This window comes from Burkholderiales bacterium, assembly GCA_036262035.1.
Lineage (GTDB): Bacteria > Pseudomonadota > Gammaproteobacteria > Burkholderiales > SG8-41 > JAQGMV01.
Map to the genome: position 1 here is coordinate 855761 of DATAJS010000010.1, position 24667 is coordinate 880427.

Below are 24667 nucleotides of genomic sequence, written 5' to 3' on the forward strand. Positions count from 1 at the left end.
AAATGGGTTCCCGCTTACGCGGGAACGACGGATGCCCGTCATTCCCGACCGCGCGGCAGCGCGGAGCGATCGGGAATCCATTTTGACTTCAACGCTCACGGGCCCGCGGAGACGCTAGAATTTCCGCTTTCCGCAAAAGGCCCAGCGAAGTGCAACCGTCCACCGAAGCCCAAGCAAGCACCGTCACGCCCGCTGCCTACACCAGCCACTTCGTCCAGGCCGGCAAGGTCAAGCTCCACTACATCGATTACGGCACCGCCGGCAAGCCGGTCATGCTGTGCATCCACGGCGGCGCCGCTCACGCACACTGGTTCGATTACGTCGCGCCGGCGTTCAGGCGCGACTACCACGTGCTGTCGCTCGACCTGCGCGGTCACGGCGACAGCGAGCACGTCGATCCGCCCAAGTACTTCTACGAGGACTATGCGGCCGACGTGAACGCGTTCGTCGAAGCGCTCGACCTCAAGGACTTCGTCCTGATCGGGCACTCGATGGGCGGCATGGTGTCGCTGGTCTACTCGGCGACCTATCCGGGACGCGTGAAGAAGCTCGTCGTCGTCGACACGTCGGTGAATCTTCCGCCCGAGCGCATCGCGCTCCTGCGCGACGTCGGCTCCAAGCCGCCTCGCGATTACGACAGTCGGGAGGAGATGGTCTCGCGCTACAAGCTGCGTCCGGGCGAAGCGCTCGCGCCGGCCGAAGTGGTGCGCTACATCGGCGAGCGCAGCATCAAGGAGACCGACGAAGGCAAGTGGCGCTACAAGTTCGACCGCGCGGTGTATTCGACGCGCGAGCCGAAAGACGGCATGCCGCTGTGGGACGACATCAGGATCCCGGCGCTCCTGGTCAAGGCGGACCGCAGCCCGCGCATCACGCAGGAGATCTACGAGCAGGCGAAAGCGCGCTCGTCCCGGGTGGAATTCGTCGAGATCTCGAACAGCGATCACCACATCACGCTCGACAACCCGGTCGAGTTCGTCGACAAAGTCGGCCCGTTCCTGAAGAAGTGACGAAGACGCTCGCAGCGCTGCTCGCGCTCGCGTTCGCCGGCGCCGCGCACGCGCAGATCACCGGCGTCGTCGTCGGCGTGCCCGACGGAGACACGCTCTCGGTGCGCGTCGATCGGCAGGTGCTGAACCTCGATCTGCGGAGCATCGACGCGCCGGAGATCGGTCAGCCGTATGGCGCGGAAGCGCGCGATTCGCTCGCCGCGCTCTGCGCGGACCGCACGGTGAAGCTCGACGAGCTCGGCATAGACACCGGCCGCCGCATCATCGGCGAGGCCGAATGCGACGGCGTCGATGCGAGCGAGGAACAGGTGAAACGCGGCCTCGCCTGGACGGCGAAGCGCAAGCGGCGCGACGTCGAGCTCGAGACCTTGCAGGCGCAGGCGCAGTCGGACCGCCGCGGACTGTGGCAGGAGGCGACGCCCGTGCCGCCGTGGGAATGGTCGGCGAAACTCACGCAGTAATCACAGGAGGAAAGACATGCTGGGCAATAACAACGTGACACGGAGCGGCGGCGCGCTGCCGCCGGTGGTCTTCACCGGCTGCGACCTGCTCGACGCCGCGCACGAATCGAAGCTGGCGGCCGCGGGCGGCGCGGCGGGCGCGGGCGCGCAGAGCGCGGGCAAGCGTCGCGAAGTCGTGGTCAAGGGCAAGCGCGTGAAGACGATCGACGTCCACGCGCACTGCATCATTCCCGCCGGCATGGCGGCGGTCGGTATGAACGCGGCCGATCACCACGAGAAAAGAATCGTGATCGTCCCGGAAGACCGCATCCGCACGATGGACGAGCAGGGCATCGACGTCGAGGCGCTGTCGATCAACCCGTTCTGGTACAAGGCCGACCGCGACAGTGTCACCGAGTGCGTGCGGCTCAACAACGAAGGGCTCGCCGAGCTCTGCGGACAGCACCCGGATCGCTTCGTCGCGTTCGCATCGGTCGCGCTGCAGTTTCCCGACCTCGCGGTCCAGCAGCTCGAGCACGCGGTCAAGAAGCTGGGCCTGCGCGGTGCGGCAGTGGGCGCGAGCGTGGGCGACGACGAGTTCGCCGACCCGAAGTTCCATCCGTTCTGGAAGAAGTGCGAGGAGCTCGACGTGCTCGTCTTCATCCACCCGCAGGGCACGCCCGATCTCGCGCGGCGCCTCAAGGGCAACGGCGTGCTCGACAACGTCATCGGCAACCCGCTCGACACCACGATCGCGCTCTCGCACCTCATCTTCGAGGGCACGCTCGACATGTTCCCGGGATTGAAGCTCTGCTCGGCCCACGGCGGCGGCTATCTCGCGTCGTACATGGACCGTTCGGACCACGGCTGCGTGACCTTCCCCAACCGCTGCAACCGCCAGCTCAGGAAGAAGCCGACCGAGTACCTGAAAGACCTGTACTACGACGCGCTCATCTTCACCCACGAAGCGCTGCGCCACCTCGCCGCGAACGTCGGCTCCAACCGCATCGTGATGGGGACCGACTATCCGTATCCGTGGGAGGACAAGGCGGTGGACCACATTCTCACGTCGCCGGACTTCAGTGACGAAGAGAAAGTGGCGATGCTGTCCACCACTGCGGCTCGATTGCTGCGCATCGAGCCGTAAAAAGTGACGAATAGTGCGGTGACGGGTAGGACGGTGACGGATAGAACAATGACGGGAGTTGCCTACGCACGGCTTTTCGTCACCGCTTTATCCGTCACCGTTTCATCCGTCACCGCTTCACCCATCACTTCTTCTTCCGAAGCCCCAGCAGCTTCGCCGCATTGCCCCCGATGATCCGATCCTTCTCCGCCCGCGACAGCGACGCGGTCTTCTCGACGAAATCGACCGGCTTGTAGTACCCCATGTCATATGGGTAATCGGTCCCGATGACCACGTGGTCGGCGCCCCACAGGTTGACGAGGTGCTCGAGCTGTTTGTCGTCGAACACCATGGTGTCGTAGTAGATCTTCTTCAGGTAGTACGACGGCGGCCGGCTGATGTGGTCGTGGCACTCGGGACGCACCTTGTAGCCGTGGTCCATGCGCGCGGGATAGTGGCCCATGTAGCCGCCGCCGTGGGCGGCGACGATCTTGAGCTTGGGATAGCGCTCGAGCACCCCGCCGAACACGATGTGCGCCAGCGCCACGGTGGTGTCGAGCGGGTTGCCGATGATGTTGGTCAGGAAGTGCTGGGTGAGGCGCGACGGATGGGTGAAACCGATCGGGTGCAGGAAGATCACCGCGCCCAGCTCCTCGGCCTTGCGCCAGAAGCGCTCGTAGCGCTTGTCGGCGATCTCGACGCCGCCGACGTTGGTGCCGATCTCCATCCCGCGAAAGCCGAGCTTCTTCATGCAGAACTCGAGCTCGCTCACCGCGGCCTTCGGGTCCTGCATCGGCGCGGTGCCGAGCGCGACGAAACGGTCAGGGTTCGATGCGGCGACTTCGGCGAGGCGCTCGTTGATCGCACGCGACGTCTGCCGTCCCACCTCGGCGTCGACGCCGTAGTAGTACTGCAGGGGTGAAGTCGAGATCGCCTGCACGTCGATGCCCATCGCGTCCATGTCTTTCAGGCGCTGCTCGATCGAGGTGAGCTTGCGGTCGAGCTGCGCGCGCAGCTTCCGCTGGTGCTGCTCGGTGCGCTTGTTGCCGTAGCGCGCGAGCGCGTCGCCGTGCTTTTCGGTCCTGGCCATGTCGTCGGCGGCGGGCGTGTGCACGTGGCAGTGCAGGTCTACGCTAAGGGTGGTGTTGGCGCGCTTGACCACCTTGCGATCGGCGGCGCGTGCGGCGGCCGCGCACGAGGTGGGACGGCATGTGAACAGCATCGGGCTCTCCTCCGTTTTCTCGATACAAAGCGCGGTATTGTATGCTTGCGCACCATCACACCAACGCGTTACAGGAGGGAGGAGCGATGCACGCAGGCACACACACGCATAACAACGCCGGCAGCGTGCCGGCGATCGTCTATACCGGCTGCGACGGACTGCCGCTCGAATCGCCGATGGAAGCTGTTTCCGCAGCCGCAGGTTCGGCCGCGGGGGCGCAAGCCCAGGGCAAACGCCGCGAAGTGACCGTCGGCGGCAAGCGCGTCAAGGTGATCGACGTGCACGCGCACTGCATGATTCCCGAAGCGCTCGCGCTGCAGGGCAAGACGCCCCACGAGGAGCGCGGTCCGGGCATCGGTGAGGTCGGCGCGCGGCGGCTCAAAGAGATGGACGCCGCGGGTATCGACGTCGAGGCGCTCAGCATCAACCCGCACTGGTATCGCGAGGACAAGGACAAGGCGGTCGAGATCGTCCGCATCAACAACGAGCGGCTCGCGGAGTATTGCGGGACTTATCCCGATCGCATCGTCGCGTTCGCGTCGGTCACGCTGCAGTTCCCCGACCTTGCCGTGCAGCAGCTCGAGCGCGCGGTGAAGAAGCAGGGCCTGCGCGGTGTGGCGGTCGGCGCGAGCTGCGCCGGTGTCGATTTCTCGGACAGCAAGTTCCACCCGTTCTGGGCGAAGTGCCAGGAGCTCGGCATCCTCGTCTTCATCCATCCGCAGAGCACGCCCGAGCTGCATAAAAGGCTGGCGGGCAACGGCTGGCTCGCGAACACGATCGGCAATCCGCTCGACACCACGATCTGCCTGTCGAAGCTCATCTTCGAAGGCACGCTCGACAAGTTCCCGAACCTGAAGTTGTGCTCGGCCCACGGCGGCGGCTACCTGCCGTCGTACGCGCCGCGCTCGGACAACGCGTGCCGCGTCGGGCCGGACCAGTGCAACCCGGCGATCAAGCTCAAGAAGAAGCCGACCGAGTACCTGCGCGACATGTACTTCGACACGCTGGTGTTCACGTCGGAAGGTCTGCGCCACCTCGCGCACGAAGTCGGCACGAGCCAGCTCGTCGTCGGCACCGACCACCCGATTCCCTGGCACCAGAACCCGGTCGATCACATCATGAACACGCCGGGCTTCACCGACGAAGAGCGCATGGACATGCTGGGCCGCACGGCGGCGAAGCTGCTCAAGATCGAGTGAGGGCGTTTTCAACCGCAGAGGACGCAGAGGCGCGCAGAGGCACTAACCGTCATCGCGAGGCGCGCGGCAGCGCGACGTGGCGATCTCGTGGCGCACGGTTTTTCGTTCGCAACGGGATTGCTTCGTCGCTGATGCTCCTCGCAATGACAACCGTAGGCGCGCCGCTGCACGCGGCGCAGGTGACGTTGCCCGAGGTCGTCGTGAGAGACGCGCCCGTCACGCCGCTCAACACCCACGCGCCGGTGGACAGCGCGACGCGCCTCGGGCTGCCGGTGCGCGAGATTCCGGCGACGGTGGACGTGGTCGACGAGGACACGATGCGACGGCGCGGCTACCGCACGGTCACCGAAGCGATCCAGGGCGCGGTCGGCGTGACCGCGGGAGACTTTCCCGCGGAGCCCGCGGCGTTCTCGCTGCGCGGGTTCTCCAGCAGCCAGATCAACACCCTCTACAACGGCATCCGCATCGGGCCGCAGAACATGACCTCGCGCGTGATGGACAGCGCGAACCTCGAGCGCGTCGAGGTGCTGCGCGGTCCCGCGTCGCTCATGTCGGGCGAGGGCGCCGCCGGCGGCGCGGTCAACTTCGTCACGCGCACGCCGCATACCGGCGCGGTCGAGAACGAGCTCTTCGTCTCTTACGGTTCGTTCAACACCTGGCGTTCCAGCTTCGGTTCCGGCGGGAGCACCGCGCGGCCGGGGCTGGACTATCGCTTCGATCTTTCGCGCTCTTCGGGCGACGGCTTCGTCCACGACACGCACAGCGAGAACTACCATCTCTCCGGCCAGCTCGATGCCCGCGTGTCGTCCGCGCTGAAGGTGTTCGTCGCGGCGGAGGCGAAGCGCGACCGCGCGAGCGCGTACTGGGGCACGCCGCTGGTGTCGGCCGCGTTCTCGGGCGGCAACGCGAAAGGCGGCATCATTGCCGGCAACACCCCCGCGCTCGGCGATGTGGCGATCGACAATCGAACGCTCAAGACCAATTACAACGTGAAAGACAACGTCAACGAGGCCGAAGAGTACTGGCTGCGCGGCGGTGTGGACTGGGCCGTCGCGCGCGGCGTGACGTTCCGCAACCAGGTCTATTACTACGCCGCCAAGCGCGAGTGGAAGAACGCCGAGGTCTACGCGTTCGCGGGCGGCGCCATCAACCGTGACCGCTTCTACATCGCACACGATCAGAGCCTCGCGGGCAACAACGCGCACCTCACGTGGGACGCGAACGTGGCGGGCTTCGAGAACCGCCTGGTCGTCGCGCTCGAAGTGAGCACGCTGGATTTCAAGCGGCCGGGCGCGGGTGCGCCGTTCGGCGGCGACACCGTGACGGTGGTCGATCCGAATCGCGGCTTCTACGGCCCGCTCGCGCTGCAGCGCCAGACCGCGCGCATCGACACCGCCGCCGCGGTCTTCGAGGACCGGCTGAAGCTCACCAGGACGCTCGCGCTGGTGGGCGGCGTGCGCCACGAGCACATCAACCTCGACCGCGGCTCGACCGATCCGACCGGCGCCGATCGTGCGGGCTTCCCGTTCTCGAAGAAGTGGCATCCGACGACCGGCCGCATCGGCTTCACGTGGGAGACCGTGCCGGGGCTCATCTTCTACGGCCAGTACGCGACCGGCGCGGACGTGGCGGCGAACAATCTCTTCCTGCTCGGAGCGACGCAGCCGCTCGACCTCACGCGCTCGCGCACCTACGAAGCGGGCGTGCGTCATCTCTTCTGGGACCGCCGCGCCGAATGGACGCTCGCGTACTTCGACATCGAGCGCCGCAACGTCTTTGCGGCGCAGGGCGGGCAGTCGCTCAACATCGCGGGCAGGCAGGTGTCGAACGGCGTCGAGGCGGCCGTCGGCGTGCGCCCGACGAACGCGTGGAACCTGTGGGCGAATTACGCCTACACCGACGCGCGCTATGAGGATTACGTCTTCACCGGCGGCACGTTCTCGGGCAACACACCGCCCAACGTGCCGCGCGTCGTCGCCAACGCCGGCGCGTCGTATCGCTTCGCGACCACCACGCCGCTCGAAGTCGGTGCGTCGGTGCGCTACGTCGGCGACCGCTACAACAGCGACGCGAACAACGTGAAGCTGCTCGCGTACACCGTCGCCGACGCCTACGCGGCGGTCGACTTGAGGAAGACGCGGCTCGCGTTTCGCGTGCGCAACCTCACCAACGAGCACTACGCGGCGTGGGGCGATCCGTTCTATCCCGACCAGATCCTCCTCGGCGCGCGCCGCAGCTACGAAGTGTCGGGGACGTTCAGATTCTGAACGGCGCAATGCGCGCGCTGACCCTGATCCATCGCTGGCTCGGTGTCGCGTTCGCGCTGTTCTTCGCGATGTGGTTCGCGAGCGGCATCGTGATGCACTTCGTGCCGTTCCCCGCGCTGACCGAAGCCGAGCGCATCGACGGGCTCGCGCCGCTGTCGGGCACCGCGATTCAGAACGGTCCCGACGCCGCGATCCGCGCGTCCGGCCTCGCCGAAGCCGATCGGGTGCGGCTCTTCGTGCGCAGCGACGGCGCGATCTACGTGATCAGGTCCGGCGCGAGCGTCGTCGCGCTGCACGCGGAGAATCTCTCGCCAGCCGGCGTGCGCACGGGTGAGCTTGCGGTCGCGATCGCGGCCGACCACGCGCGCCGCCGCGGTCTCGATGTCTCGCACGCGAGCCTCGAAGCGCTCGCCGATTACGACCAGTGGAGCGTGCCGAACGATCTCGACCCGCACCGCCCCTTGTATCGCATCGCGCTCGGCGACGCCGCGGGTACCGAGCTCTACGTGTCTTCGCAGACGGGCGAAGTGGTGCGCGACACCACGCGGCGCGAGCGCGCGTGGAACTATGCGGGCAGCGTCGTGCACTGGATCTATCCGACGGTGCTCAGGCGCAACTGGCCGCTGTGGGATGCGACGGTGTGGACGCTCTCGCTGATCGCGCTCCTGACGGCGATTGCGGGCGTCGCGCTCGGCGTTCTGCGCATGCGCTGGCGCAGCCTCTCGACGCCGTATCGCGCGTGGCACGCGTGGCATCACGCGCTCGGCATCGGCTGCGCGCTGTTCGTGCTGACGTGGATAGCGAGCGGGTGGCTGTCGATGGATCACGGGCGGATCTTCTCGACCGGCAAGCCCGATGCGCACGAGGCTCGGGCGTTCACCGGCGAGCTTCTCGTGACGATGCTCGGAGCCACCGCGCTCTCCGGCGCCGAAACGGCCGCGCGTGAGCTCGGGTGGTTCGACTTCGGCGGCCGCGCGTACCGCCGCGAGCGCATCGACCTCGAGCGCCAGCACCTGCGGACGTTCCCGCGCTCGGCGTTACGCGACGAGCCGTGGCTCACCGACGACGAAGTGACCGCCGCCGCACGGCGGCTCGCAGGCTGCGGAAGTGTTGCCGTCGTGGGCGGCGACGATGCGTATGCGATGAAGTCTGCGACTCCCGGTGCACCGGTGTATCGCGTGCAGTGCGGCGAGACGTGGCTGCACGTCGACGGCGCGAGCGGGGCGCTGCTGGAAAGGCTCGATCCGTCGCGGCGTGCGTATCGGTGGCTCTACAGTGCGCTGCATACGCTCGACTTCCCGGCTTTGATGCAGCGGCCGACGCTCAGGACCGCGATCGTCGTCGTGTTGTGCGCAGTCGGCTTTGTGTTCAGCATGACCGGCGTGGTGATCGGTTGGCGCCGGCTGACGAAGCCAAACCCAAATCCACCCCCACCCTAACCCTCCCCTGAGGGGGAGGGAATACCCGCGCGAACGCCTTGCGTCACCGCTTCACCCGTCACCGCTTCATCCGTCACCGCCTTACACGTCACCGCTTTACCCGGCGGGCGCGCTAATTGCGGCTCGCCGGTGTTGCAACTCCGTTTTTTTCTCGCATGAAACCCCACACGCTTATTTACCTGTCGCTGCTCGCGCTGTGCGCCTGCGGCGAGACCGCGCGCCTTCCCGAAAGCGCCGGCGTCGGACCGAATCCCAAGCTGCCGGAGCCGAACCAGACCCTGATCCCGACCGTGCACGTGGCCGAAGCCAAAGGCTGGTCGCAGGGCGGCGCGCCGGCGGCCGGCGCGGGCCTCGCGGTCAACGCCTTCGCCGCGGGGCTCGACCATCCGCGGTGGGTCTACGTGCTGCCCAACGGCGATGTGCTCGTCGCCGAGACCAACGCCCCGCCCAAGCCGGAGGACGGCAAAGGCATCAAGGGCAAGATCATGAAGCACATGCAGAAGAAAGCCGGGGCGGGCGTGCCGAGCGCGAACCGCATCACGCTGCTGCGCGACGCCGACGGCGACGGGTTGGCCGAGACGAAGACCGTGTTCCTCGAGAAGCTCAACTCGCCGTTCGGGATGACGCTCGTCGGCGGTGACCTGTACGTCGCCAACTCCGATGCGCTGGTGCGCTTTCCGTACAAGGCCGGCGACACGTACATCGCCGCGGCGCCGGCGAAGGTGACCGACCTGCCGGGCGGACCGCTCAACCATCACTGGACCAAGAACGTCATCGCCCATCGGGGCGGCTCCAAGCTGTACGTCACCGTCGGCTCGAACAGCAACGTCGCGGAGAACGGCATCGAGAAGGAAGAGGGCCGCGCGGCGATCTGGGAAGTCGATGCTGCGACCGGCGCGCATCGCATCTTCGCGTCGGGCCTGCGCAATCCGAACGGCATGGCGTGGGAGCCTTCGACCGGCGCGCTGTGGACCGTCGTCAACGAGCGCGACGAGCTCGGCAGCGATCTCGTGCCCGACTACCTCACGTCGGTACGCGACGGCGGCTTCTACGGCTGGCCGTACAGCTATTACGGCAAGCACGTCGATGCGCGCGTCAAGCCGCAGCGCGAAGACCTCGTCGCGAAAGCGATCGTCCCCGATTACGCGCTCGGCACGCACGTCGCGGCGCTCGGCCTCGCGTCTTCGGCGGGCAACAAGCTGCCGCCGCAGTTCGCCAACGGCATGTTCATCGGCCAGCACGGCTCGTGGAACCGCAAGCCGCGCAGCGGCTACAAAGTGGTGTTCGTGCCGTTCGAAGCCGGCAAGCCGACCGGGCAGCCGGTCGACGTGCTCACCGGTTTCGTGAAGAACGACGAAGCGTCAGGCCGCCCGGTCGGCGTCGCGATCGATACGCGCGGGGCGCTGCTGGTGGCGGATGACGTGGGGAATACGGTTTGGAGGGTTACCGCCGCGAAGTAAAAAGTGACGGACGAACCGGTGACGGATAAGTCGGTGACGAAAACCGGTGACATGAAACGGTGACGCGTAGGGTGCGTTAGCGCCGCCAGGCGCGTAACGCACCGCTAAGGGCTTGCTACTCGAGTCCTTCGACGATCCGCAGGTCTCGTTCGCACGCATCGCCCAGCACCCGCAGCGCTTCCTGGTAGCCCGGGCTGTCGTGGGCCTGTATCGCTTTCTCGACGCTCTCGAACTCGATCACCACGGTGCGCTGCTCGAGCCCTTTTTCGTAGACTTTCGCGGGCATGCCGCGCACCAGGAACTTCGCGTTCGCGGCCTGCATGACGGGTGCGGCGAGCTTCGCGTACGCCGCGAGCTTCTCGGGGTCCTTGAGCGAGCGGAAGCAGCTGATCCAGTAGCCTTTGGCCATCGTTCTCTCCTTGGGGTGTCGGGCCGGCTATGGTAATGCAGTTGCGCTCGCCGCGAGGGGCGACGCCTCGAAGTGGTCCAGAAGCTGTGCGACGTCGTCGAAGATCGCGATGGCGCCCGCTTCGCGCAGCGCCTCGGCCGGAAATCCGCCGCAGAGGAGCGCGATCGTCTTCATGCCGCAGCGCGCGGCGGCGATGACGTCGTACGGCGTATCGCCGACCACGATCGCCTCGTCCGGAGCGACGCCGTCGAGCCGTGCGAGCGCGGTCTCGAAGATGTCGGGACAGGGCTTGGAGCGCTCGACGTCGTCCTTGCTCGTCGCGACGTCGACGAGATCCTCGACTTCGAGCGTCTTCTGGTGATGCTCGACCTCGGCTTCTTGCGACGAGCTCGCGAGCGCGATCTTCACGCCCGAGCGCTTCAAGCGCTCGAAAAGCTCGCGGACCTTGGGAAACGGCGTCACACCCGGCAGGTAGTCGCGCGTGAAGATCTCGACGCGTAGAGCTTCGAGCGCCTGTCCGAAGCGCTCGAGCTCGTGCTGCGACAGGAACACCGGCATGAGCTGGTCGCCGCCTTTGCCGATCTGGGCAAACACCTCCTCGGCTGACAGCTCTTTGCCGTAATGGGCGAACGCTTCGCGCCACGCTTCGACGTGGCCGAGGTTGGAATCGACGAGGGTCCCGTCGACGTCGAAGATCACGGCTTTGAGCACGGCGCCTCCTTGTGAACCGAGGCCCCGTGCAAGACTCACGCCCTGCCGCGGTGCGGTGCCTTCACACTTTCTTCATAACCGCTGCACCGGGCGTACACGCCGCGGTTGCTAACGTGATCGACCGCGGGCAAGGACGCCGCATTCCCATCCCCAGGAGGCGTTTCGTGCAGGACACCAAACAGACTCAACCGTCGCAGAAGTTCAAGGACATGAGCTTCGGCGGCAAGATCGTGTTCATCGGCAAGGTCGTCGTATTCCTCTGCAGCTTCGGCTTCGCATTTCCCCTGATCTTCAACGATTGAGCTGTGCTCAAATCGTTGAAGATCCGGAGAACGCCAAGGAGGGAACCAAGGTCCCCTCCTTGGACCTCCCTCCTTTAGATACCCTATTTGGCGAGCGGGTCGGGGCGAAGCTGGAACTTCGCCACCTTCGGCCGTGTGCCCTTGCCGGTCTCCATGTGGAAGGGCGCGCGCGTCGACGTCGTCGCCCATAAGGCGCGTCCTTTCCATCCGCCGTTCGGATCGTCGATACGGCCGTCCAGCCATTTCGCGTAGAAGCCCATCGGGTACGGCACGCGCAGGATCACCCACTTGCCGTCGACGAGCGCGAGCAGACCGTCGTTGAGGTTCCCCGTCGCGATCGGCACGTTACGGCCGAGACCGAACGTATCGAACTGGTCGACCCAGGTGTAGTAGCTCGATTCGACGCTGCCGCTCGCTTTGACGTTCTCGAATTGCGGCCCCGGGAACGCGTAGAGCGTCCAGCCTTCGGGGCAGTGCCTGCCCGTCGCTTTCGGCCCGTTGAGCGGGCCTTTGCATCTGCGCCGGTCGAAGCTCGCGAGATGCCCGCTCGCGAGTGACGACCACACCACCCCGTTGCGATCGATGTCCATGCCGCGCACGCCGTAGCCGTTCATCTCGACCGGGTACTCGAAGACTTCGGCGAGCGCGGTGTGCGTCGGGTCGGGGCCCGGATTCACCCTCACCAGATTCCCCGGAAAGCCCAGCGACGAGCCCCAGACCGAGCCGTCCACCGGATTCACCGCGACGCCGTAGAAACCGGCTGCGATGCGCTTGTCCTTCGTCGGATCGACCGGTTGATCGGGCTCGACGTAGTCGTCGCGCTTGCCGTTGCCGTTGGTGTCGAGCACGAAAGGCGTCCACCCCTGCGCGCGCTGCTCGTCGCCGGTCTCTTCGAAGACCTTGCGGTTGAACCATCCGATCACCTGGTTCCCCGAGTCGCCGCTCGTCCACAGCGTGTGGCTCGCGTCCTCGGCGAACACCAGGTGATGGGTCTGGAAGCACGTGCTGATCAGCGTGAAGCGGCGGGTCTTCGGGTCGTACATCGAAAGATGGCGATTCGCGCGATTGAGCGGAAACGCTTTCGCCGACGGATGGCCCGAGCCTGCACGGCAGAACGCGGGATTGTCCGGCGGGCGCACGCGCGCCGTGAACCAGACTCGCGCCTGCTCGTCGAGCATCGGGTTGTGCATCGAAGTCTGGCTGTCCCAGATGCGCGTCTCGCCCCAGTAGGGCGAAGCGGTGTAGCTGAGCGCCTTCGACGAGGGCGTGTTCGGATCGCGCACCGGGTGCTTCACCTCGCTCGCGACGTGCTTCACCGGATCGAGCACCGGCAGGAAGTCGGTGCTCTCTTCGGTGGTGCCGAACAGCGGCCCGTTGGCGTTGACGGTCGGCTTGCGCTTGTCGGTCGAGATCTGGTCGTGCATGTACGCGGTCGGGCGGCTCCAGTCCCACAGCGTGATGACGACGTTGCGCTCGACGCCTTGCGGCCTCGCGGGCTGCGATGCCGGCACTGCGCCCGCCGCGATGCGGTCGGTCCATTCGCCGTACAGCTTCAGAGCGTGCTGGGCGGCGACGCGCGAGATCGCGTTGGTCATCGAGGTCATTGCCTGCCCCGACAGGATGCGGCGCGTCCACGCGTCGGTCGCGCTCATGTGCGCGAAGTCTTTCGGGATGGTGCGCGTCGCCTTGTTGCCGAGCTGGTGGCAGGTGATGCAGCCGTTGGTCTTCACGACGTTGAGCCACTCGGGCTGCGTCTTCGCCCTGGTGATGCTCGTGCCGAACTCCGAAGGCTCGGGAATCTTCAGCATCGAGTACCAGTACGCGGCCGGGTAGTATTCGGCCGCCGCGGCAGGCGTGGGCGCGACGGGCGCCCGGAGATCGACGAGCTTGCCCGGCGCCGTGGTCGTCTTCGGCGAATCGACCAGGCCGTAGCCGCGCGCCCACACGGTGTAACCGGCCTGCGGCAGGTCGGGGATGACGTAACGACCGCGATCGTCGGTGACCACGATCTTGACGTAGCGCGTCGGCAGGTCGTTGGTCTCCGCGATCACCCACACGCCGGCTTCGGGCCCCTGGGCGCTGGTGACGACGCCCCCGATGTCGCGCGAACTCACGGTGACGGCTGCTGCGCTCTTCTCCTGCGCGGTCGAAACCTGCCACGCCGCGAGCGCGGACGCGAGCAGGGCTGTTACGGCAAAGCGTGACGTCGTCATGCGCTCCTCCGTCGGCGGTCGTTGTATCGACGATAATAAGCGCGTCGCTATGAATGCCCAAGCGCAAACGCGAACGCTGCCCCAGGTCTTCGCACTCGGCGTCACCCAGACGATCGCGTGGGCGTCGTCGACCTATCTCATCGCCATCCTCGCGCGGCCCATCGCCGAAGAGCTCGGGCTCTCGCTGTCGACCGTGTTCGGCGCGTTTTCGATCTCGCTCGTCGTCATGGCGCTCACCGGTCCGTCGGCCGGCCGCGCGATCGACACCCGCGGCGGTCGCGGCGTGCTGCTCCTGTCGAACGTCGTGCTCGCGGGCGGCCTCGCGCTGCTCGGCGCGGCGCACGAGCCCGTGGTGTTGTTCGCGGCGTGGTGCGCGATCGGCTGGGGTATGGCGCTCGGCCTCTACGACGCGGCGTTCGCGACGCTGGTGCGCCTGCACGGGGAGGCGGCGCGCGCGCCGATCACCGGCATCACGCTGATCGCCGGCTTCGCGAGCACCGTCGGCTGGCCGCTCACCGCGTTCGTCGCCGAGCGCTACGGCTGGCGCGTGAGCTGTTACGCGTGGGCGGTGCTGCACATCGCGGTCGCACTGCCGGTCAATCTGCTCTTCGTCCCGAAGGTCGCGCGGCGCGCGCCGAGCGCGTCCGATCGCAAAGAGGCGTCGGCATCGGTATTCGGCGCCGACGCACAGGAAAAGCGCGCGTTCGTGCTGCTCGCGCTGTTCGCCGCGCTGACCGCGTTCGTCACTTCGGCGATGGCCGCGCACCTGCCGGGCCTGCTGGTCGCGGCGGGCACCACCGCCGTGGGCGCGATCGCCGCGGGCGCGCTGCTCGGTCCGGCGCAGGTCGCGGCGCGCTTTCTCGAGTTCACCGCCTCGCGCCGCTTCGACCTGCACCCGCTCGCGAGCGCGCGCATCGCGACCGCGTGCCATCCGCTCGCAGGATTCGCGCTCGCCTTTTTCGGCGGCCCGACCGCGGTCGCGATGGCGTTCGCGGTGCTGCACGGCGCGGGCAACGGCCTGATCACGATCGCGCGCGGCACGCTGCCGCTCGCGATCTTCGGTGCCGCCGGCTATGGTCATCGCCAGGGCGTGCTCGGGGTCCTCGCGCGCGCCATGCAGGCGCTCGCCCCTTACGCGTACGGCCTGGTGCTCGAGCGCGCCGGCGCCGGCGCGGCGATTGCCTTGTCGGTCGGGCTGTCGCTGGTCGCGCTGGCGACGCTGCTCGTGCTCGCAGCGCCGTCAACGCGGGCCTAGCGCCCGGCGTTTCTTCCCACAGGAGGCTTCGGTGAAAAGCATCTTCGTTGCGCTCGTGGCGGCGCTCGCGGCCGCCGGTTCCGCGTGGGGCGCCGACAACCTGGGCGAGCAGGAAGCCGCCGAATTGCGCCAGCGCGCGCAGGAATTCCAGAACCTGCGCGAGCGCGATCCGGAGTTCCAGCCGGGCGAAGGCCGCAGCGCGCCGGAGCCCGAGCGCGCGAGCGGTAAGCGCGCCAAGAAACACGCCGCCAGGACGACTGCGCCGGTGAAACAGACGCCGGCCAAAGAGCCGCTGGACAAGAAGGCGAAGCGGTCGCTGAAGAACATCCCCGGGGCGTTCGTGCGCAAGTGAAGCGGCTCGTCCTCGCGCTCGTCTTGGCCGTCGCGTCGGCCGCCGCGGCGGCGGCGGATTTCGGCGCTGTCGTCATGCACGGCAAGTGGGGCTCGCCCGACCAGCACGTCGCGGCGATCGCCTCCGCGCTCGCGAAGCAGGGGTATCTCGTGGTCTCGCCCGAGATGCCGTGGTCGCGGCGGCGCAACTACGACCGGACCGTCGAAGAAGCCGACGCCGAGATCGATGCGCAGATCGAGAAGCTTCGGGCCGGCGGCGCCCAACGCATCGTGCTCGTCGGCCACAGCATGGGCGCGGCGTATGCGCTGCACTACGCGGGCCGGAGCCAGGTCGACGCGATCGTCGCGATCGCGCCGGGACACCGGCCGGAAGCGCCGCGCATCGCGCAGGCGCTCGCCAACGACGTCAGCCGTGCGCGCAACCTCGTCGCGGCGGGCAAGGGCGCCGAGGTCGTCTCGTTCACCGATTTCAACACCGGCGGACGCAGGAGCCGCATCAGCGCGAGCGCGGCGGTGTTCGCGAGCTACTTCGATCCGCAAGGCCCGATGAACCTCTCGCGCAACGCCGCGGGCATCAAGCCCGCGCCGGTGCTCTGGCTCGTGCCGGCGCGCGAGGAGTCGCCGCTGCGCGAGGGCAACCTCGCGCTCTTCAAGCGGCTGCCGGAGAATCGGTCGAACAGGCTCGGAGAGCCGTCGAGCGATCACCTCAATGCGCCCCAGGCGTCGGTGGAGATGGTGGTGGAGTGGCTGCGCGGCTTGGAGAAGAAGTGATGAGATGAAGGTGATGAGGTAAAGGTGAGGACTTGGGGTGCGTCAGGCGCCAGCCGTAACGCACCGTGCCGTAGAGCGCGCGGCAGCGCGCCATTACCTCATCACTTCTTCAAGGCCTTAAAATAGCGCCACCGGCATCGTCTCCCACGAAGGTTCCAACATGGCCACCCCCCTCTTCCACCTCGCTTTCCCCGTCGACGATCTCGCCAAGGCGCGCGCGTTCTACGGCGACCTCCTGGGCTGCCCCGAAGGGCGCTCGGCCGAGGACTGGGTCGATTTCGATTTCTACGGCCACCAGATCGTCGCGCACCTCGCACCCGAAGAAGTCGGGCATCGAGCGACGTCCAAGGTCGACGGTGACAACGTCCCGGTGCGGCACTTCGGCGCGATCCTGTCGATGACTCAATGGGAAGCGCTCGCCGACAAGCTCCGCAAGGCAGGCACCCGGTTCATCATCGAGCCGCACGTGCGCTTCAAAGGCCAGGTCGGCGAGCAGGCGACGATGTTCTTCCTCGACCCGTGCGGCAATGCGCTGGAGTTCAAGTCGTTCGCGGATCTGTCCCAAGTATTTGCGAAGTAGGGTGCGCGGTAGCGCACCGCTAAAGGCGCGGTGCGCTCGCGCGCACCCTACGGACCCGAACGTCTCTCCCTCAACGCGCACCCACGCTCGAACTGCTTGCAAAATAGTCAACGCAATCACTACACTGCGCGTTCTTCGGTTCACGGTTCCGAGCCGATCCAACAGGAGGAATTCCATGTTTCGCACCATGAAGGCGCTGCTGTGGGCGGCGTCCGCAGTTCTCGCGTTCTCGGCGCCGGTTCAGGCGCAGGAGAAGATCCAGCTTTCGATCGCGACCGGCGGCACCGGCGGCGTGTACTACCCGCTCGGCGGCGGCATGGCGAACGTGCTGTCGAAGCACGTGCCCGGCCTGACCGCGACCGCCGAAGTGACCGGCGGCTCGGTCGATAACCTCAAGCTCATCGGCACCGGCAAGCCGTACATCGCGATGTCGATGGCGGACGCCGGCCTCGATGCATACAAGGGCGAGGACAAGTTCAAGGGCCACAAAGTGCCGGCCCGCACGCTCATGATCATGTACCCCAACCGCATGCACGTGGTGACGGTCGACGGCACCGGCGTCAACACGATGGCCGATCTCAAGGGCAAGCGCGTGTCCACCGGCTCGCCCGGCAGCGCGACCGAAGTCATGGCGTTCCGCCTGATCGAAGCCGCGGGCCTCGATAAAGACAAGGATATGAAGCGCGAGCGCCTCGGCGTCGCCGAGTCGGTGAACGCGATCAAGGACAAGAAGATCGACGCGTTCTTCTGGGTCGGCGGCCTGCCCACCGCGGCGGTGACCGACCTCGCCGCGACCCCCGGCGTGAAGATCAAGCTGGTCGACCACGCCAATCTCATCCCGGCGATGAACAAGAAGTACGGGAACCTGTACTTCGCCGACGTGATCCCGAAGGCGACCTACAGCGGCATGGCCGCCGACAACCACATGGCGTCGGTGGCGAACATCCTGGTCGCGAACGAGAAGATGTCCGACCAGACCGCGTACAACATCGTGAAGACGGTGTTCGAGCACAAGCCCGAGCTCGTGGCGGTCCACAAGGAAGCCGAGAACTTCAAGCTCGAGAACCAGAAGCAGTCGGCGACGCCGATCCCGTTCCATCCGGGCGCGCTGAAGTACTACAAAGAAAAAGGCCTGAAAGTCCAGTAAGGCCTGCGCCGCTCCACGGATCAAAACCCCGCCTTCGCGGGGTTTTTTGTTTGTATGATGCGGATGGACGAAGCGGGGAAACGCCTTCGGGAGGAGCAGCGGATGTCTGAAAAAGAATTGCCGATCGTCGACGAGAAGAACCTCAACGTTGAGCAGGCGGAGCTCACCGAGGAGCAGAAGAAGCGCCTCGAGGAATTCATCGAGGAGGAAGAAGGCGCGCTCAACAAGTATCGCGGGGTTCTGGCGGTCATCATGACGCTGCTCGCGATCGCGATGTCGCTGTTCCACCTCTACGCCGCGGTCGAGATCGTCCCGGCCTTCATCCTGCGCCCGGTACACGTGGCGTTCGCGCTCGCGCTGGTGTTCCTGCTGTTCCCGATCCACAAGCGATTCCGCCACCGCCTCATGTGGTGGGACGTCATCTTCGCGCTCCTCTCGGTCGGCATCATCGCCTACATCCTGTACTGGGGCGACGAGCTCGGCGACCGTGCGACGGTGCCCGAGCCGCTCGACATCTGGGTCGGGGTCGCGCTGATCGTGCTCATCCTCGAAGGCTGCCGCCGCAGCTCGACGTGGATACTGCCGTTCATCTGCGGGCTGTTCCTCGCCTACGCGCTGTTCGGTCCGTACCTGCCGGCGCCGTGGACCCACAAGGGTTACGAGGTGTCGCGCCTCGTCGGCTCGCTGTACATGACGCTCGAAGGCATCTTCGGCACCGCGGTCGACGTGTCGTCGACGCTGATCATCCTGTTCACGATCTACGGCGCGGTATTGCAATACACCGGAGCCGGCAAGTTCTTCATCGACTTTTCCTTCGCGGTGATGGGCGGCAAGCCGTCGAGCGCGGGACGCGCCGTCGTCATGGGCTCGTTCCTGCTCGGCGGACCGTCGGGCTCGGGCGTCGCGACCACGGTGACGCTCGGCTCGGTCGCCTGGCCGCTCTTGCAGCGCTCGGGCTACGGCCGCGAAGCCGCGGGCGGCCTGCTCGCCGCCGGGGGCCTCGGTGCGATCCTGTCGCCGCCGGTGCTCGGCGCCGCGGCTTTCCTGATCGCGGAGTTCCTGAAGATCTCGTACCTCGACGTCATCCTGATGGCGACGATCCCGACGATCCTGTTCTATCTCGCGATCTTCATCATGGTCGAGATCGACGCGCGCAAGTTCGGGATGGCGACGGTCATGCTCGACAAGCATCAGACCGCGTTCGCGCTGGCGCGGCGCTACTGGTATCACTTCGTGTCGCTGCTCGCGATCGTCGTGTTCATGCTGCTCGGCTACTCCCCGGTGCTCTCGGTGTTCTGGGCGACCCTGACGACCGCGGTGCTGTCGTTCCTCCACCGCGATACCGCGATCGTGCCGTACGAGTTCTTCACCGGTCCGGGCCCGCGCGTGCGGACGGTCTGGCATTCGGGCCTCGTCAAGGCGCTCGAAGGCGGCTCGCTCGGCATGCTGAACGTCGCGATGACCTGCGCGTCCGCCGGCATCATCGTCGGCGTGGTCACGCTGACCGGCCTCGGGCTCAAGTTCAGCCAGATCGTGCTCGACTATGCCGAGAGCGGCGCGCACGGCCTCGTCGCGTTCTGGAGCTTCTTCGGCGCGGCGAACACGCCCGAGCTCCTGCACGACATGCGGCTCCTGCTCACCGCGATGTTCACCTCGCTCATCGTATGGATCGTCGGCCTCGCGGTGCCCGTGACCGCGTCCTACATCATCTGTGCGGTCATCGCCGCGCCCGCGCTGATCAAGCTCGGCGTGCCCGATTTCGCGGCGCACATGTTCATCTTCTATTACGCGGTGCTCTCGGAAGTCTCGCCGCCGACCGCGCTGTCGCCTTTCGCTGCGGCCGCGATCACCGGCGGCGGGCCGTACAAGACGACGCTGCAGTCGTGGAAGTACACCGCGCCTGCGTTCCTCGTGCCGTTCATGTTCGTGCTCGACCCCGCGGGCGTGGGCCTCCTGCTGACCGGCTCGTTCAAAAACCTCGCGGCCGCCGACTGGGGATCGATCGCGCGGGTGACGATCACCGCAGCGTTCGGCATCGCGGCGCTCGCGGGCGGATTACAGGGGTGGCTGCTCAGGCAGACCAATCTGCTGGAGCGCTGGATGCTCATCGTCGCGGGCCTCATGCTGGTGTATCCCGCGGCGCTGTTCGATTACATCGGTCTCGCGCTGCTGATCGCGGTCGCGGCGATGCAAAAGCTGCGCGCCGCGGCGCCGGCTCCGGCCTGACGATGCTCGAGTCGTATCATGCCAAGCTCGCCACGCCTTTTGCGGTGCTGGGCATCCGCACCGTGGGCGAGCGCGTGACCGACATCGATTACCTGCCGCTCGGCATCGAGACCCTGTCACCGACGACCAAGCTCGCGGCGCGCACGTGCCGCGAGCTCGAGCGCTATCTCGACGATCCGGAGTACGCCCCGCGCGTGCCGTTCGAGTATGCGGGCACCGAGTTCCAGTGCCGCGTCTGGCGCGCGATCAGCGCCATCCCGAGCGGGCACACGCTCACCTACATGGACGTCGCGCGCGCGCTCAAGACCGCGCCGCGCCCCGTCGGCGGCGCGTGCGGGAAGAACCGGCTGCCGATCGTGATCCCGTGCCACCGCGTGCTCGCTTCCGGCGGCATCGGCGGCTTCATGGGCGGCACCGCGGCGACCTCGCTGGCGATCAAGCGCTGGCTGTTGAAGCACGAAGGGATCGTGCGCACGTGACCGCGCGCAACCCGGCGCTCGCGCGCGACGAGATGCTCGACCGCTTCTGCGACACCCTGTGGCTCGAGGACGGTCTCTCGAAGAAGACCATCGAGAGCTATCGCAGCGACCTGAACCTGTTCGGCCAGTGGCTCGCGACCACCCACGCCAAGGGACTGACCGACGCGGACCACGCCGACATCCAGGCCTACCTCGGCCATCGGTATACGAAGAAGACGCGCGCTTCGAGCGCGGCGCGTCTGCTGTCGAGCCTCAAGCGCTTCTATCGCTACCTCGTGCGCTCCAACGAGATCAAGGCCGATCCGACGCTCAGGATCGAGGCCCCCAAGCTGCCGCGAGGCCTGCCCAAGACCATCACCGAAGACGACGTCGAAGCCTTGCTGGCTCAGCCCGACGTGGAGACGCCGGTGGGCTTGCGCGACCGCGCGATGCTGGAGGTGCTGTACGCGAGCGGCCTGCGCGTCACCGAGCTGGTGACGCTGACCGCGTCGCAGCTGAGCCACGACATGGGCGTGGTGCGCGTGATGGGCAAAGGCTCGAAGGAGCGGCTCGTGCCGCTGGGGGAGGAAGCGCTGGCGTGGCTGAAGCGCTACCAGCGCGAAGCGCGGCCGGCGCTCCTCGGACGCAGGACCAGCGACGCGCTCTTCGTCACCGCGCGCGGCGGCGCGATGACGCGGCAGGCGTTCTGGTATCTGCTCAAGCGCTATGCGTTCGCCGCCACACCCGGCAAATCGATCTCACCGCACACCCTGCGGCACGCGTTCGCGACGCATCTCCTGAACCACGGCGCCGATTTACGCGTGGTGCAGCTGCTGCTCGGCCACTCCGACATCTCGACCACGCAGATCTACACCCACGTCGCGCGCGAGCGATTGAAGCAGCTCCACGCCAAGCATCACCCCAGGGGCTGAAAGGGCTGTTTAACCTCAAAGGACGCAAAGGACGCCAAGGAAAGCTGAACATCGCGCACGCCTGACAATGCGACGCTAAATAACCTTTGCGTCCTTTGCGTCCTTGGCGGTCAACCGCTTTTCAAGTCCGCACGCCGCGCTCGATCGTCACGCCGAGGCGCTTCACGCCTTTCAGCGCGCCGAGCTTGGTCACGCTCGCGCGTATCCAGGGCGAGCCGAACTCGGTGAGCACGAGCTGGGCGATGTGCTCGGCGAGCGCTTCGACGAGCACGAAGCGATTGTCGACGAGGCTTTCCTGGATGCGTGCGACGACCTTGGCGTAATCGATGGTGTCGCCGATCCGGTCGGAGCGCTTGTCGCGCGGCGGCAGACCGAACTCGAGGTCGAACTGCACCGTCTGCGGCACGCGCCGCTCCCACTCGTAGACGCCGATCAGTATCTCGAGGCGAAAATCGCTGATGAATATGGTGTCCACGAAATGCAGGAGTCAGGATTCAGAGGTCAGGGCGGGGCGCGCGCGGAATGCGGTTAAAATTCACCGCCGCATTGTAAGTGAAATAACCCGTGACGACTTTCGCGCTCGCCGTCATCGCCTATCTCATCGGCTCGATCTCTTTCGCAGTGGTCACGAGCCGCGCGTTCCGCCTGCCCGACCCGCGCACCTACGGCTCGCAGAATCCCGGTGCGACCAACGTGCTGCGCTCGGGCAAGAAAGCGGCGGCGGCGCTGACGCTGCTCGGGGACAGCCTCAAAGGCTGGGTGGCCGTCGTGATCGCCGCGACGTTCGCCGACAGCCAGACGCTCGAGCTCGCCAAAGCGCTCGCGGCGCTCGCGGCGGTGCTCGGCCACATGTACCCGGTCTTCCATCGCTTCCAGGGCGGCAAAGGTGTGGCGACCGCGCTGGGCGTGCTGTTCGGCCTCAACCTCTACGTCGCGCTCGGCACCGCCGCGACGTGGCTCGTCATCGTCTTCTTCTTCCGCATCTCGTCGCTGGCCGCGCTGGTGTCGGCGCTGTTCGCGCCGTTCGGCACGCTCATGCTCTACAACGCCGGCCATCCGTATTTCGCGAGCGTGGCGGTCATCGCGGCGCTGCTCGTCTGGCGCCATCGCTCGAACATCCGCAACCTGCTGGCGGGCACCGAAGGGCGCCTCGGCAGCAGATCGTAGGGCGCTACGAAGGAGGTTGCAGCTCCGCGAGATCCCACCGGGGCTTCACGCTGAACGCGAGTATTGAAGCATTCGCGTTCGAAAGGTCGCGCTGCAGGCGCAGCGCGCCTGCGAACGCGATCATCGCGCCGTTGTCGGTGCACAGATCGAGGTCGGGGTAGTACACGCGATAACCCCGGGCCGCCGCGCGCGCGGAGAGCTTCTCGCGCAGGAGACGGTTCGCGCCGACGCCGCCCGCGACCACCAGCCGCGTAAGGCCGGTCTCTTCCAGCGCCGCAATCGACTTGGCGACGAGCACTTCGACGATCGCGGCCTGCACTTCAGCCGAAAGATCGGCGCGCGCGACGTCGTCCAGCGGAGCGGCATGCGCGGCGGTCAGCACCGCGGTCTTCAATCCGCTGAAGCTGAACTCGAGATTGCCGCTCGCGAGCATCGGGCGCGGCAGCTTGTACTTGCCGGCGCGGCCGTGCTCGGCGAGCCGGGCGATGGCGGGGCCGCCGGGATAGCCCAGCCCCATCAGCTTCGCGCTCTTGTCGAACGCTTCGCCCGCGGCGTCGTCGAGCGTCTCGCCGAGAAGTGTGTACTCACCCACGCCGTCCACCCGCATGAGCTGGGTGTGGCCGCCGGAGACGAGCAGGGCGACGAACGGGAATTCGGGCGCGGGATCGGCGAGGAGCGGCGACAGCAGGTGCCCTTCGAGGTGGTGCAGCCCGATCGCGGGCACGCCCAGCGCGTAGGCGAGCCCGTGCGCCGCGCTGGTGCCGACGAGGAGCGCGCCGGCGAGACCGGGACCCTCGGTGTAAGCGATCGCTTCGATATCCGGCAGCTCGAGGCCTGCGCGCGCCAGGACCTCGCGCGTGAGCGGCACCAGCCGCCGGATGTGGTCGCGGGACGCCAACTCGGGGACGACCCCGCCGTATTCGGCGTGCATTGCGACCTGGGAGTGCAGGGCGTGGGCGAGCAAGCCTTTGCCGGTGTCGTACAGCGCGACGCCGGTCTCGTCGCACGAGGTTTCGATACCGAGGACGACCATGGGGAAGAGAGGGAAAGCTTTGAAGCAGGGCGGGATTTTGCTTATAATACCCGCCTTTTCCCGCTCGCCGGGGGTTTAGCGCCCGCGGCAAGCTCATCCAACAGGAAACCCCCAGCCTTCTATGCCGACCGTACGCGTCAAGGAAAACGAGCCATTCGAAGTGGCGCTTCGCCGCTTCAAGCGCACCGTGGAAAAGACCGGCCTTCTGACCGAGCTTCGCGCCCGCGAGTTCTACGAGAAGCCCACCTCGGAAAGAAAGCGCAAGCTCGCCGCCGCGATCAAGCGCCACCACAAGCGCCTGCGCTCGCAGCTCCTGCCGCCGAAACTCTACTGAGTTCAGTGAAGGGTCAGGGATGAAGGGTGAAGGGAGTTTCCTTCGCCCTTTTTGCTTTTGCCCTTCACCCTTCACGCATTCACCCTCCACTCCCGATGGCCCTCCGCGACCAGATCAACGAAGACTTGAAGACCGCGATGCGCGCAGGCGATGCCGCGCGCCGCGACGCGCTGCGCCTGCTGACCGCCGCGCTCAAGCAAAAAGAAGTGGACGAGCGCAAAGATCTGGCGCAGAAAAGCGGCGACGAGCGCAAATCGCTCGGGGATCCGGACGTGGTCGCGGTCATCGACAAGATGATCAAGCAGCGCCGCGATTCGATCGCTCAGTTCCGGCAGGGCGGACGCGGCGATCTGGCGGACAAGGAGCAGTTCGAGATCTCGGTGCTCGAGCGCTACATGCCCGCGGCGATGTCCGAAGCGGACATCGATGCCGCCATCGCCGCCGCGATCGCCGAGGCGGGCGCGAAGGGCCCGTCCGACATGGGCAAGGTCATGGGGCCGCTCAAGGCGAAGCTCGCCGGGCGCGCCGACATGTCGAAAGTTTCAGCGCGCGTAAAGCAAAAGCTCGCGGGCTGAATCAGCGAGGAGAGAGGCGAGAGGGGAGAGGAGAGTCGCT

Annotated in this window: 25 protein-coding genes; 19 read left to right on the forward strand and 6 right to left on the reverse strand. The window is 66.8% G+C overall.

The window, feature by feature from the left end; genetic code table 11:
* The first annotated feature begins 149 nt into the window (after positions 1 to 149).
* The 3 genes from VHP37_12025 to VHP37_12035 are packed head-to-tail and all read left to right on the forward strand — an operon-like array spanning position 150 to position 2597.
* Positions 150 to 1010 (forward strand): alpha/beta hydrolase, encoded by an 861-nt coding sequence (locus VHP37_12025; GenBank protein ID HEX2827068.1) that lies wholly within the window; start codon positions 150 to 152, stop codon positions 1008 to 1010.
* Positions 1007 to 1471, forward strand: a complete 465-nt coding sequence (locus VHP37_12030; GenBank protein ID HEX2827069.1) for a thermonuclease family protein — start codon at positions 1007 to 1009, stop codon at positions 1469 to 1471. Before VHP37_12025 ends, VHP37_12030 begins: the two co-directional genes overlap by 4 nt.
* A gap of 16 nt (positions 1472 to 1487) precedes the next feature.
* Positions 1488 to 2597, forward strand: coding sequence for an amidohydrolase family protein (locus tag VHP37_12035; GenBank protein HEX2827070.1), 1110 nt, complete (start codon positions 1488 to 1490; stop codon positions 2595 to 2597).
* Between the two features lie 124 nt (positions 2598 to 2721).
* Here the strand turns inward: VHP37_12035 and VHP37_12040 are convergent, their stop codons facing one another.
* The gene (locus VHP37_12040) at positions 2722 to 3798 is read right to left on the reverse strand and encodes an amidohydrolase family protein (protein ID HEX2827071.1); all 1077 of its coding nucleotides are present in this window, start codon (positions 3796 to 3798) and stop codon (positions 2722 to 2724) included.
* Positions 3799 to 3884: 86 nt separating this feature from the next.
* Between VHP37_12040 and VHP37_12045 the strand changes: the two genes are divergently transcribed.
* The 4 genes from VHP37_12045 to VHP37_12060 all read left to right on the forward strand — a co-directional run bounded on the left by VHP37_12045 (position 3885) and on the right by VHP37_12060 (position 10163).
* Complete coding sequence (locus VHP37_12045; protein ID HEX2827072.1) at positions 3885 to 4997, forward strand: amidohydrolase family protein; 1113 nt, start codon at positions 3885 to 3887, stop codon at positions 4995 to 4997.
* 143 nt (positions 4998 to 5140) lie between these two features.
* Positions 5141 to 7264 (forward strand): TonB-dependent receptor, encoded by a 2124-nt coding sequence (locus tag VHP37_12050; protein HEX2827073.1) that lies wholly within the window; start codon positions 5141 to 5143, stop codon positions 7262 to 7264.
* 8 nt (positions 7265 to 7272) lie between these two features.
* The gene (locus tag VHP37_12055; protein HEX2827074.1) at positions 7273 to 8703 is read left to right on the forward strand and encodes a PepSY domain-containing protein; all 1431 of its coding nucleotides are present in this window, start codon (positions 7273 to 7275) and stop codon (positions 8701 to 8703) included.
* 155 nt (positions 8704 to 8858) lie between these two features.
* Positions 8859 to 10163 carry a sorbosone dehydrogenase family protein gene (locus VHP37_12060; protein ID HEX2827075.1) on the forward strand — a complete coding sequence of 435 codons (1305 nt, stop codon included), beginning with the start codon at positions 8859 to 8861 and terminating at the stop codon, positions 10161 to 10163.
* A 115-nt stretch (positions 10164 to 10278) separates the two neighbouring features.
* Here the strand turns inward: VHP37_12060 and VHP37_12065 are convergent, their stop codons facing one another.
* Both VHP37_12065 and VHP37_12070 read right to left on the reverse strand, forming a co-directional pair.
* Positions 10279 to 10572: a DUF1330 domain-containing protein gene (locus tag VHP37_12065; GenBank protein ID HEX2827076.1), complete on the reverse strand. Its 294-nt coding sequence runs from the start codon at positions 10570 to 10572 to the stop codon at positions 10279 to 10281.
* A 27-nt stretch (positions 10573 to 10599) separates the two neighbouring features.
* A complete protein-coding gene (locus VHP37_12070; GenBank protein HEX2827077.1) occupies positions 10600 to 11283 on the reverse strand; it encodes an HAD family phosphatase in 684 nt (227 codons plus the stop codon).
* 164 nt (positions 11284 to 11447) lie between these two features.
* Here VHP37_12070 and VHP37_12075 point away from each other — a divergent pair, with 164 nt between their 5' ends.
* Complete coding sequence (locus VHP37_12075; protein ID HEX2827078.1) at positions 11448 to 11585, forward strand: hypothetical protein; 138 nt, start codon at positions 11448 to 11450, stop codon at positions 11583 to 11585.
* 83 nt (positions 11586 to 11668) lie between these two features.
* Here VHP37_12075 and VHP37_12080 read toward each other — a convergent pair whose 3' ends face one another.
* Positions 11669 to 13798 carry a carboxypeptidase-like regulatory domain-containing protein gene (locus tag VHP37_12080; protein HEX2827079.1) on the reverse strand — a complete coding sequence of 710 codons (2130 nt, stop codon included), beginning with the start codon at positions 13796 to 13798 and terminating at the stop codon, positions 11669 to 11671.
* A 49-nt stretch (positions 13799 to 13847) separates the two neighbouring features.
* On the opposite strand from VHP37_12080, the gene VHP37_12085 reads away from it, so the two are divergent.
* From VHP37_12085 to xerD, 8 genes are all read left to right on the forward strand, one after another.
* The gene (locus VHP37_12085; protein HEX2827080.1) at positions 13848 to 15053 is read left to right on the forward strand and encodes an MFS transporter; all 1206 of its coding nucleotides are present in this window, start codon (positions 13848 to 13850) and stop codon (positions 15051 to 15053) included.
* Positions 15054 to 15084: 31 nt separating this feature from the next.
* Positions 15085 to 15405, forward strand: coding sequence for a hypothetical protein (locus VHP37_12090; GenBank protein ID HEX2827081.1), 321 nt, complete (start codon positions 15085 to 15087; stop codon positions 15403 to 15405).
* On the forward strand, positions 15402 to 16175 hold the full coding sequence (locus tag VHP37_12095) for an alpha/beta fold hydrolase (GenBank protein HEX2827082.1): 774 nt from the start codon (positions 15402 to 15404) through the stop codon (positions 16173 to 16175). Before VHP37_12090 ends, VHP37_12095 begins: the two co-directional genes overlap by 4 nt.
* 160 nt (positions 16176 to 16335) lie before the next feature.
* Entirely contained in the window at positions 16336 to 16755 is a 420-nt protein-coding gene (locus VHP37_12100; GenBank protein ID HEX2827083.1) for a VOC family protein, read from the forward strand.
* A gap of 175 nt (positions 16756 to 16930) precedes the next feature.
* On the forward strand, positions 16931 to 17902 hold the full coding sequence (locus tag VHP37_12105; protein HEX2827084.1) for a TAXI family TRAP transporter solute-binding subunit: 972 nt from the start codon (positions 16931 to 16933) through the stop codon (positions 17900 to 17902).
* A gap of 102 nt (positions 17903 to 18004) precedes the next feature.
* Positions 18005 to 20128: a TRAP transporter fused permease subunit gene (locus tag VHP37_12110; protein ID HEX2827085.1), complete on the forward strand. Its 2124-nt coding sequence runs from the start codon at positions 18005 to 18007 to the stop codon at positions 20126 to 20128.
* A 2-nt stretch (positions 20129 to 20130) separates the two neighbouring features.
* A complete protein-coding gene (locus tag VHP37_12115) occupies positions 20131 to 20607 on the forward strand; it encodes a methylated-DNA--[protein]-cysteine S-methyltransferase (protein ID HEX2827086.1) in 477 nt (158 codons plus the stop codon).
* 32 nt (positions 20608 to 20639) lie between these two features.
* Positions 20640 to 21518: a site-specific tyrosine recombinase XerD gene (gene xerD, locus VHP37_12120; GenBank protein ID HEX2827087.1), complete on the forward strand. Its 879-nt coding sequence runs from the start codon at positions 20640 to 20642 to the stop codon at positions 21516 to 21518.
* A gap of 121 nt (positions 21519 to 21639) precedes the next feature.
* Here the strand turns inward: xerD and VHP37_12125 are convergent, their stop codons facing one another.
* Complete coding sequence (locus tag VHP37_12125) at positions 21640 to 21993, reverse strand: dihydroneopterin aldolase (GenBank protein ID HEX2827088.1); 354 nt, start codon at positions 21991 to 21993, stop codon at positions 21640 to 21642.
* An 89-nt stretch (positions 21994 to 22082) separates the two neighbouring features.
* On the opposite strand from VHP37_12125, the gene plsY reads away from it, so the two are divergent.
* Positions 22083 to 22685 carry a glycerol-3-phosphate 1-O-acyltransferase PlsY gene (gene plsY, locus VHP37_12130; protein HEX2827089.1) on the forward strand — a complete coding sequence of 201 codons (603 nt, stop codon included), beginning with the start codon at positions 22083 to 22085 and terminating at the stop codon, positions 22683 to 22685.
* A 4-nt stretch (positions 22686 to 22689) separates the two neighbouring features.
* On the opposite strand, the gene tsaD is transcribed toward plsY, so the two are convergent.
* A complete protein-coding gene (gene tsaD / locus VHP37_12135; protein ID HEX2827090.1) occupies positions 22690 to 23718 on the reverse strand; it encodes a tRNA (adenosine(37)-N6)-threonylcarbamoyltransferase complex transferase subunit TsaD in 1029 nt (342 codons plus the stop codon).
* 121 nt (positions 23719 to 23839) lie between these two features.
* Here tsaD and rpsU point away from each other — a divergent pair, with 121 nt between their 5' ends.
* Both rpsU and VHP37_12145 read left to right on the forward strand, forming a co-directional pair.
* Positions 23840 to 24052, forward strand: a complete 213-nt coding sequence (rpsU, locus tag VHP37_12140; GenBank protein ID HEX2827091.1) for a 30S ribosomal protein S21 — start codon at positions 23840 to 23842, stop codon at positions 24050 to 24052.
* 95 nt (positions 24053 to 24147) lie between these two features.
* Positions 24148 to 24627 (forward strand): GatB/YqeY domain-containing protein, encoded by a 480-nt coding sequence (locus tag VHP37_12145; GenBank protein HEX2827092.1) that lies wholly within the window; start codon positions 24148 to 24150, stop codon positions 24625 to 24627.
* The last annotated feature ends 40 nt before the right edge of the window (positions 24628 to 24667 follow it).

Excerpts from the sequence above, each read along its gene's own strand:
- VHP37_12035 (HEX2827070.1), top strand. The coding sequence starts at position 1,488 with ATGCTGGGCAATAACAACGTGACACGGAGCGGCGGCGCGCTGCCGCCG.
- VHP37_12040 (HEX2827071.1), bottom strand. The coding sequence starts at position 3,798 with ATGCTGTTCACATGCCGTCCCACCTCGTGCGCGGCCGCCGCACGCGCC.
- VHP37_12045 (HEX2827072.1), top strand. The coding sequence starts at position 3,885 with ATGCACGCAGGCACACACACGCATAACAACGCCGGCAGCGTGCCGGCG.
- VHP37_12050 (HEX2827073.1), top strand. The coding sequence starts at position 5,141 with ATGACAACCGTAGGCGCGCCGCTGCACGCGGCGCAGGTGACGTTGCCC.
- VHP37_12055 (HEX2827074.1), top strand. The coding sequence starts at position 7,273 with ATGCGCGCGCTGACCCTGATCCATCGCTGGCTCGGTGTCGCGTTCGCG.
- VHP37_12060 (HEX2827075.1), top strand. The coding sequence starts at position 8,859 with ATGAAACCCCACACGCTTATTTACCTGTCGCTGCTCGCGCTGTGCGCC.
- VHP37_12065 (HEX2827076.1), bottom strand. The coding sequence starts at position 10,572 with ATGGCCAAAGGCTACTGGATCAGCTGCTTCCGCTCGCTCAAGGACCCC.
- VHP37_12080 (HEX2827079.1), bottom strand. The coding sequence starts at position 13,798 with ATGACGACGTCACGCTTTGCCGTAACAGCCCTGCTCGCGTCCGCGCTC.
- VHP37_12085 (HEX2827080.1), top strand. The coding sequence starts at position 13,848 with ATGAATGCCCAAGCGCAAACGCGAACGCTGCCCCAGGTCTTCGCACTC.
- VHP37_12100 (HEX2827083.1), top strand. The coding sequence starts at position 16,336 with ATGGCCACCCCCCTCTTCCACCTCGCTTTCCCCGTCGACGATCTCGCC.
- VHP37_12105 (HEX2827084.1), top strand. The coding sequence starts at position 16,931 with ATGTTTCGCACCATGAAGGCGCTGCTGTGGGCGGCGTCCGCAGTTCTC.
- VHP37_12110 (HEX2827085.1), top strand. The coding sequence starts at position 18,005 with ATGTCTGAAAAAGAATTGCCGATCGTCGACGAGAAGAACCTCAACGTT.
- VHP37_12115 (HEX2827086.1), top strand. The coding sequence starts at position 20,131 with ATGCTCGAGTCGTATCATGCCAAGCTCGCCACGCCTTTTGCGGTGCTG.
- xerD (HEX2827087.1), top strand. The coding sequence starts at position 20,640 with ATGCTCGACCGCTTCTGCGACACCCTGTGGCTCGAGGACGGTCTCTCG.
- tsaD (HEX2827090.1), bottom strand. The coding sequence starts at position 23,718 with ATGGTCGTCCTCGGTATCGAAACCTCGTGCGACGAGACCGGCGTCGCG.
- rpsU (HEX2827091.1), top strand. The coding sequence starts at position 23,840 with ATGCCGACCGTACGCGTCAAGGAAAACGAGCCATTCGAAGTGGCGCTT.
- VHP37_12145 (HEX2827092.1), top strand. The coding sequence starts at position 24,148 with ATGGCCCTCCGCGACCAGATCAACGAAGACTTGAAGACCGCGATGCGC.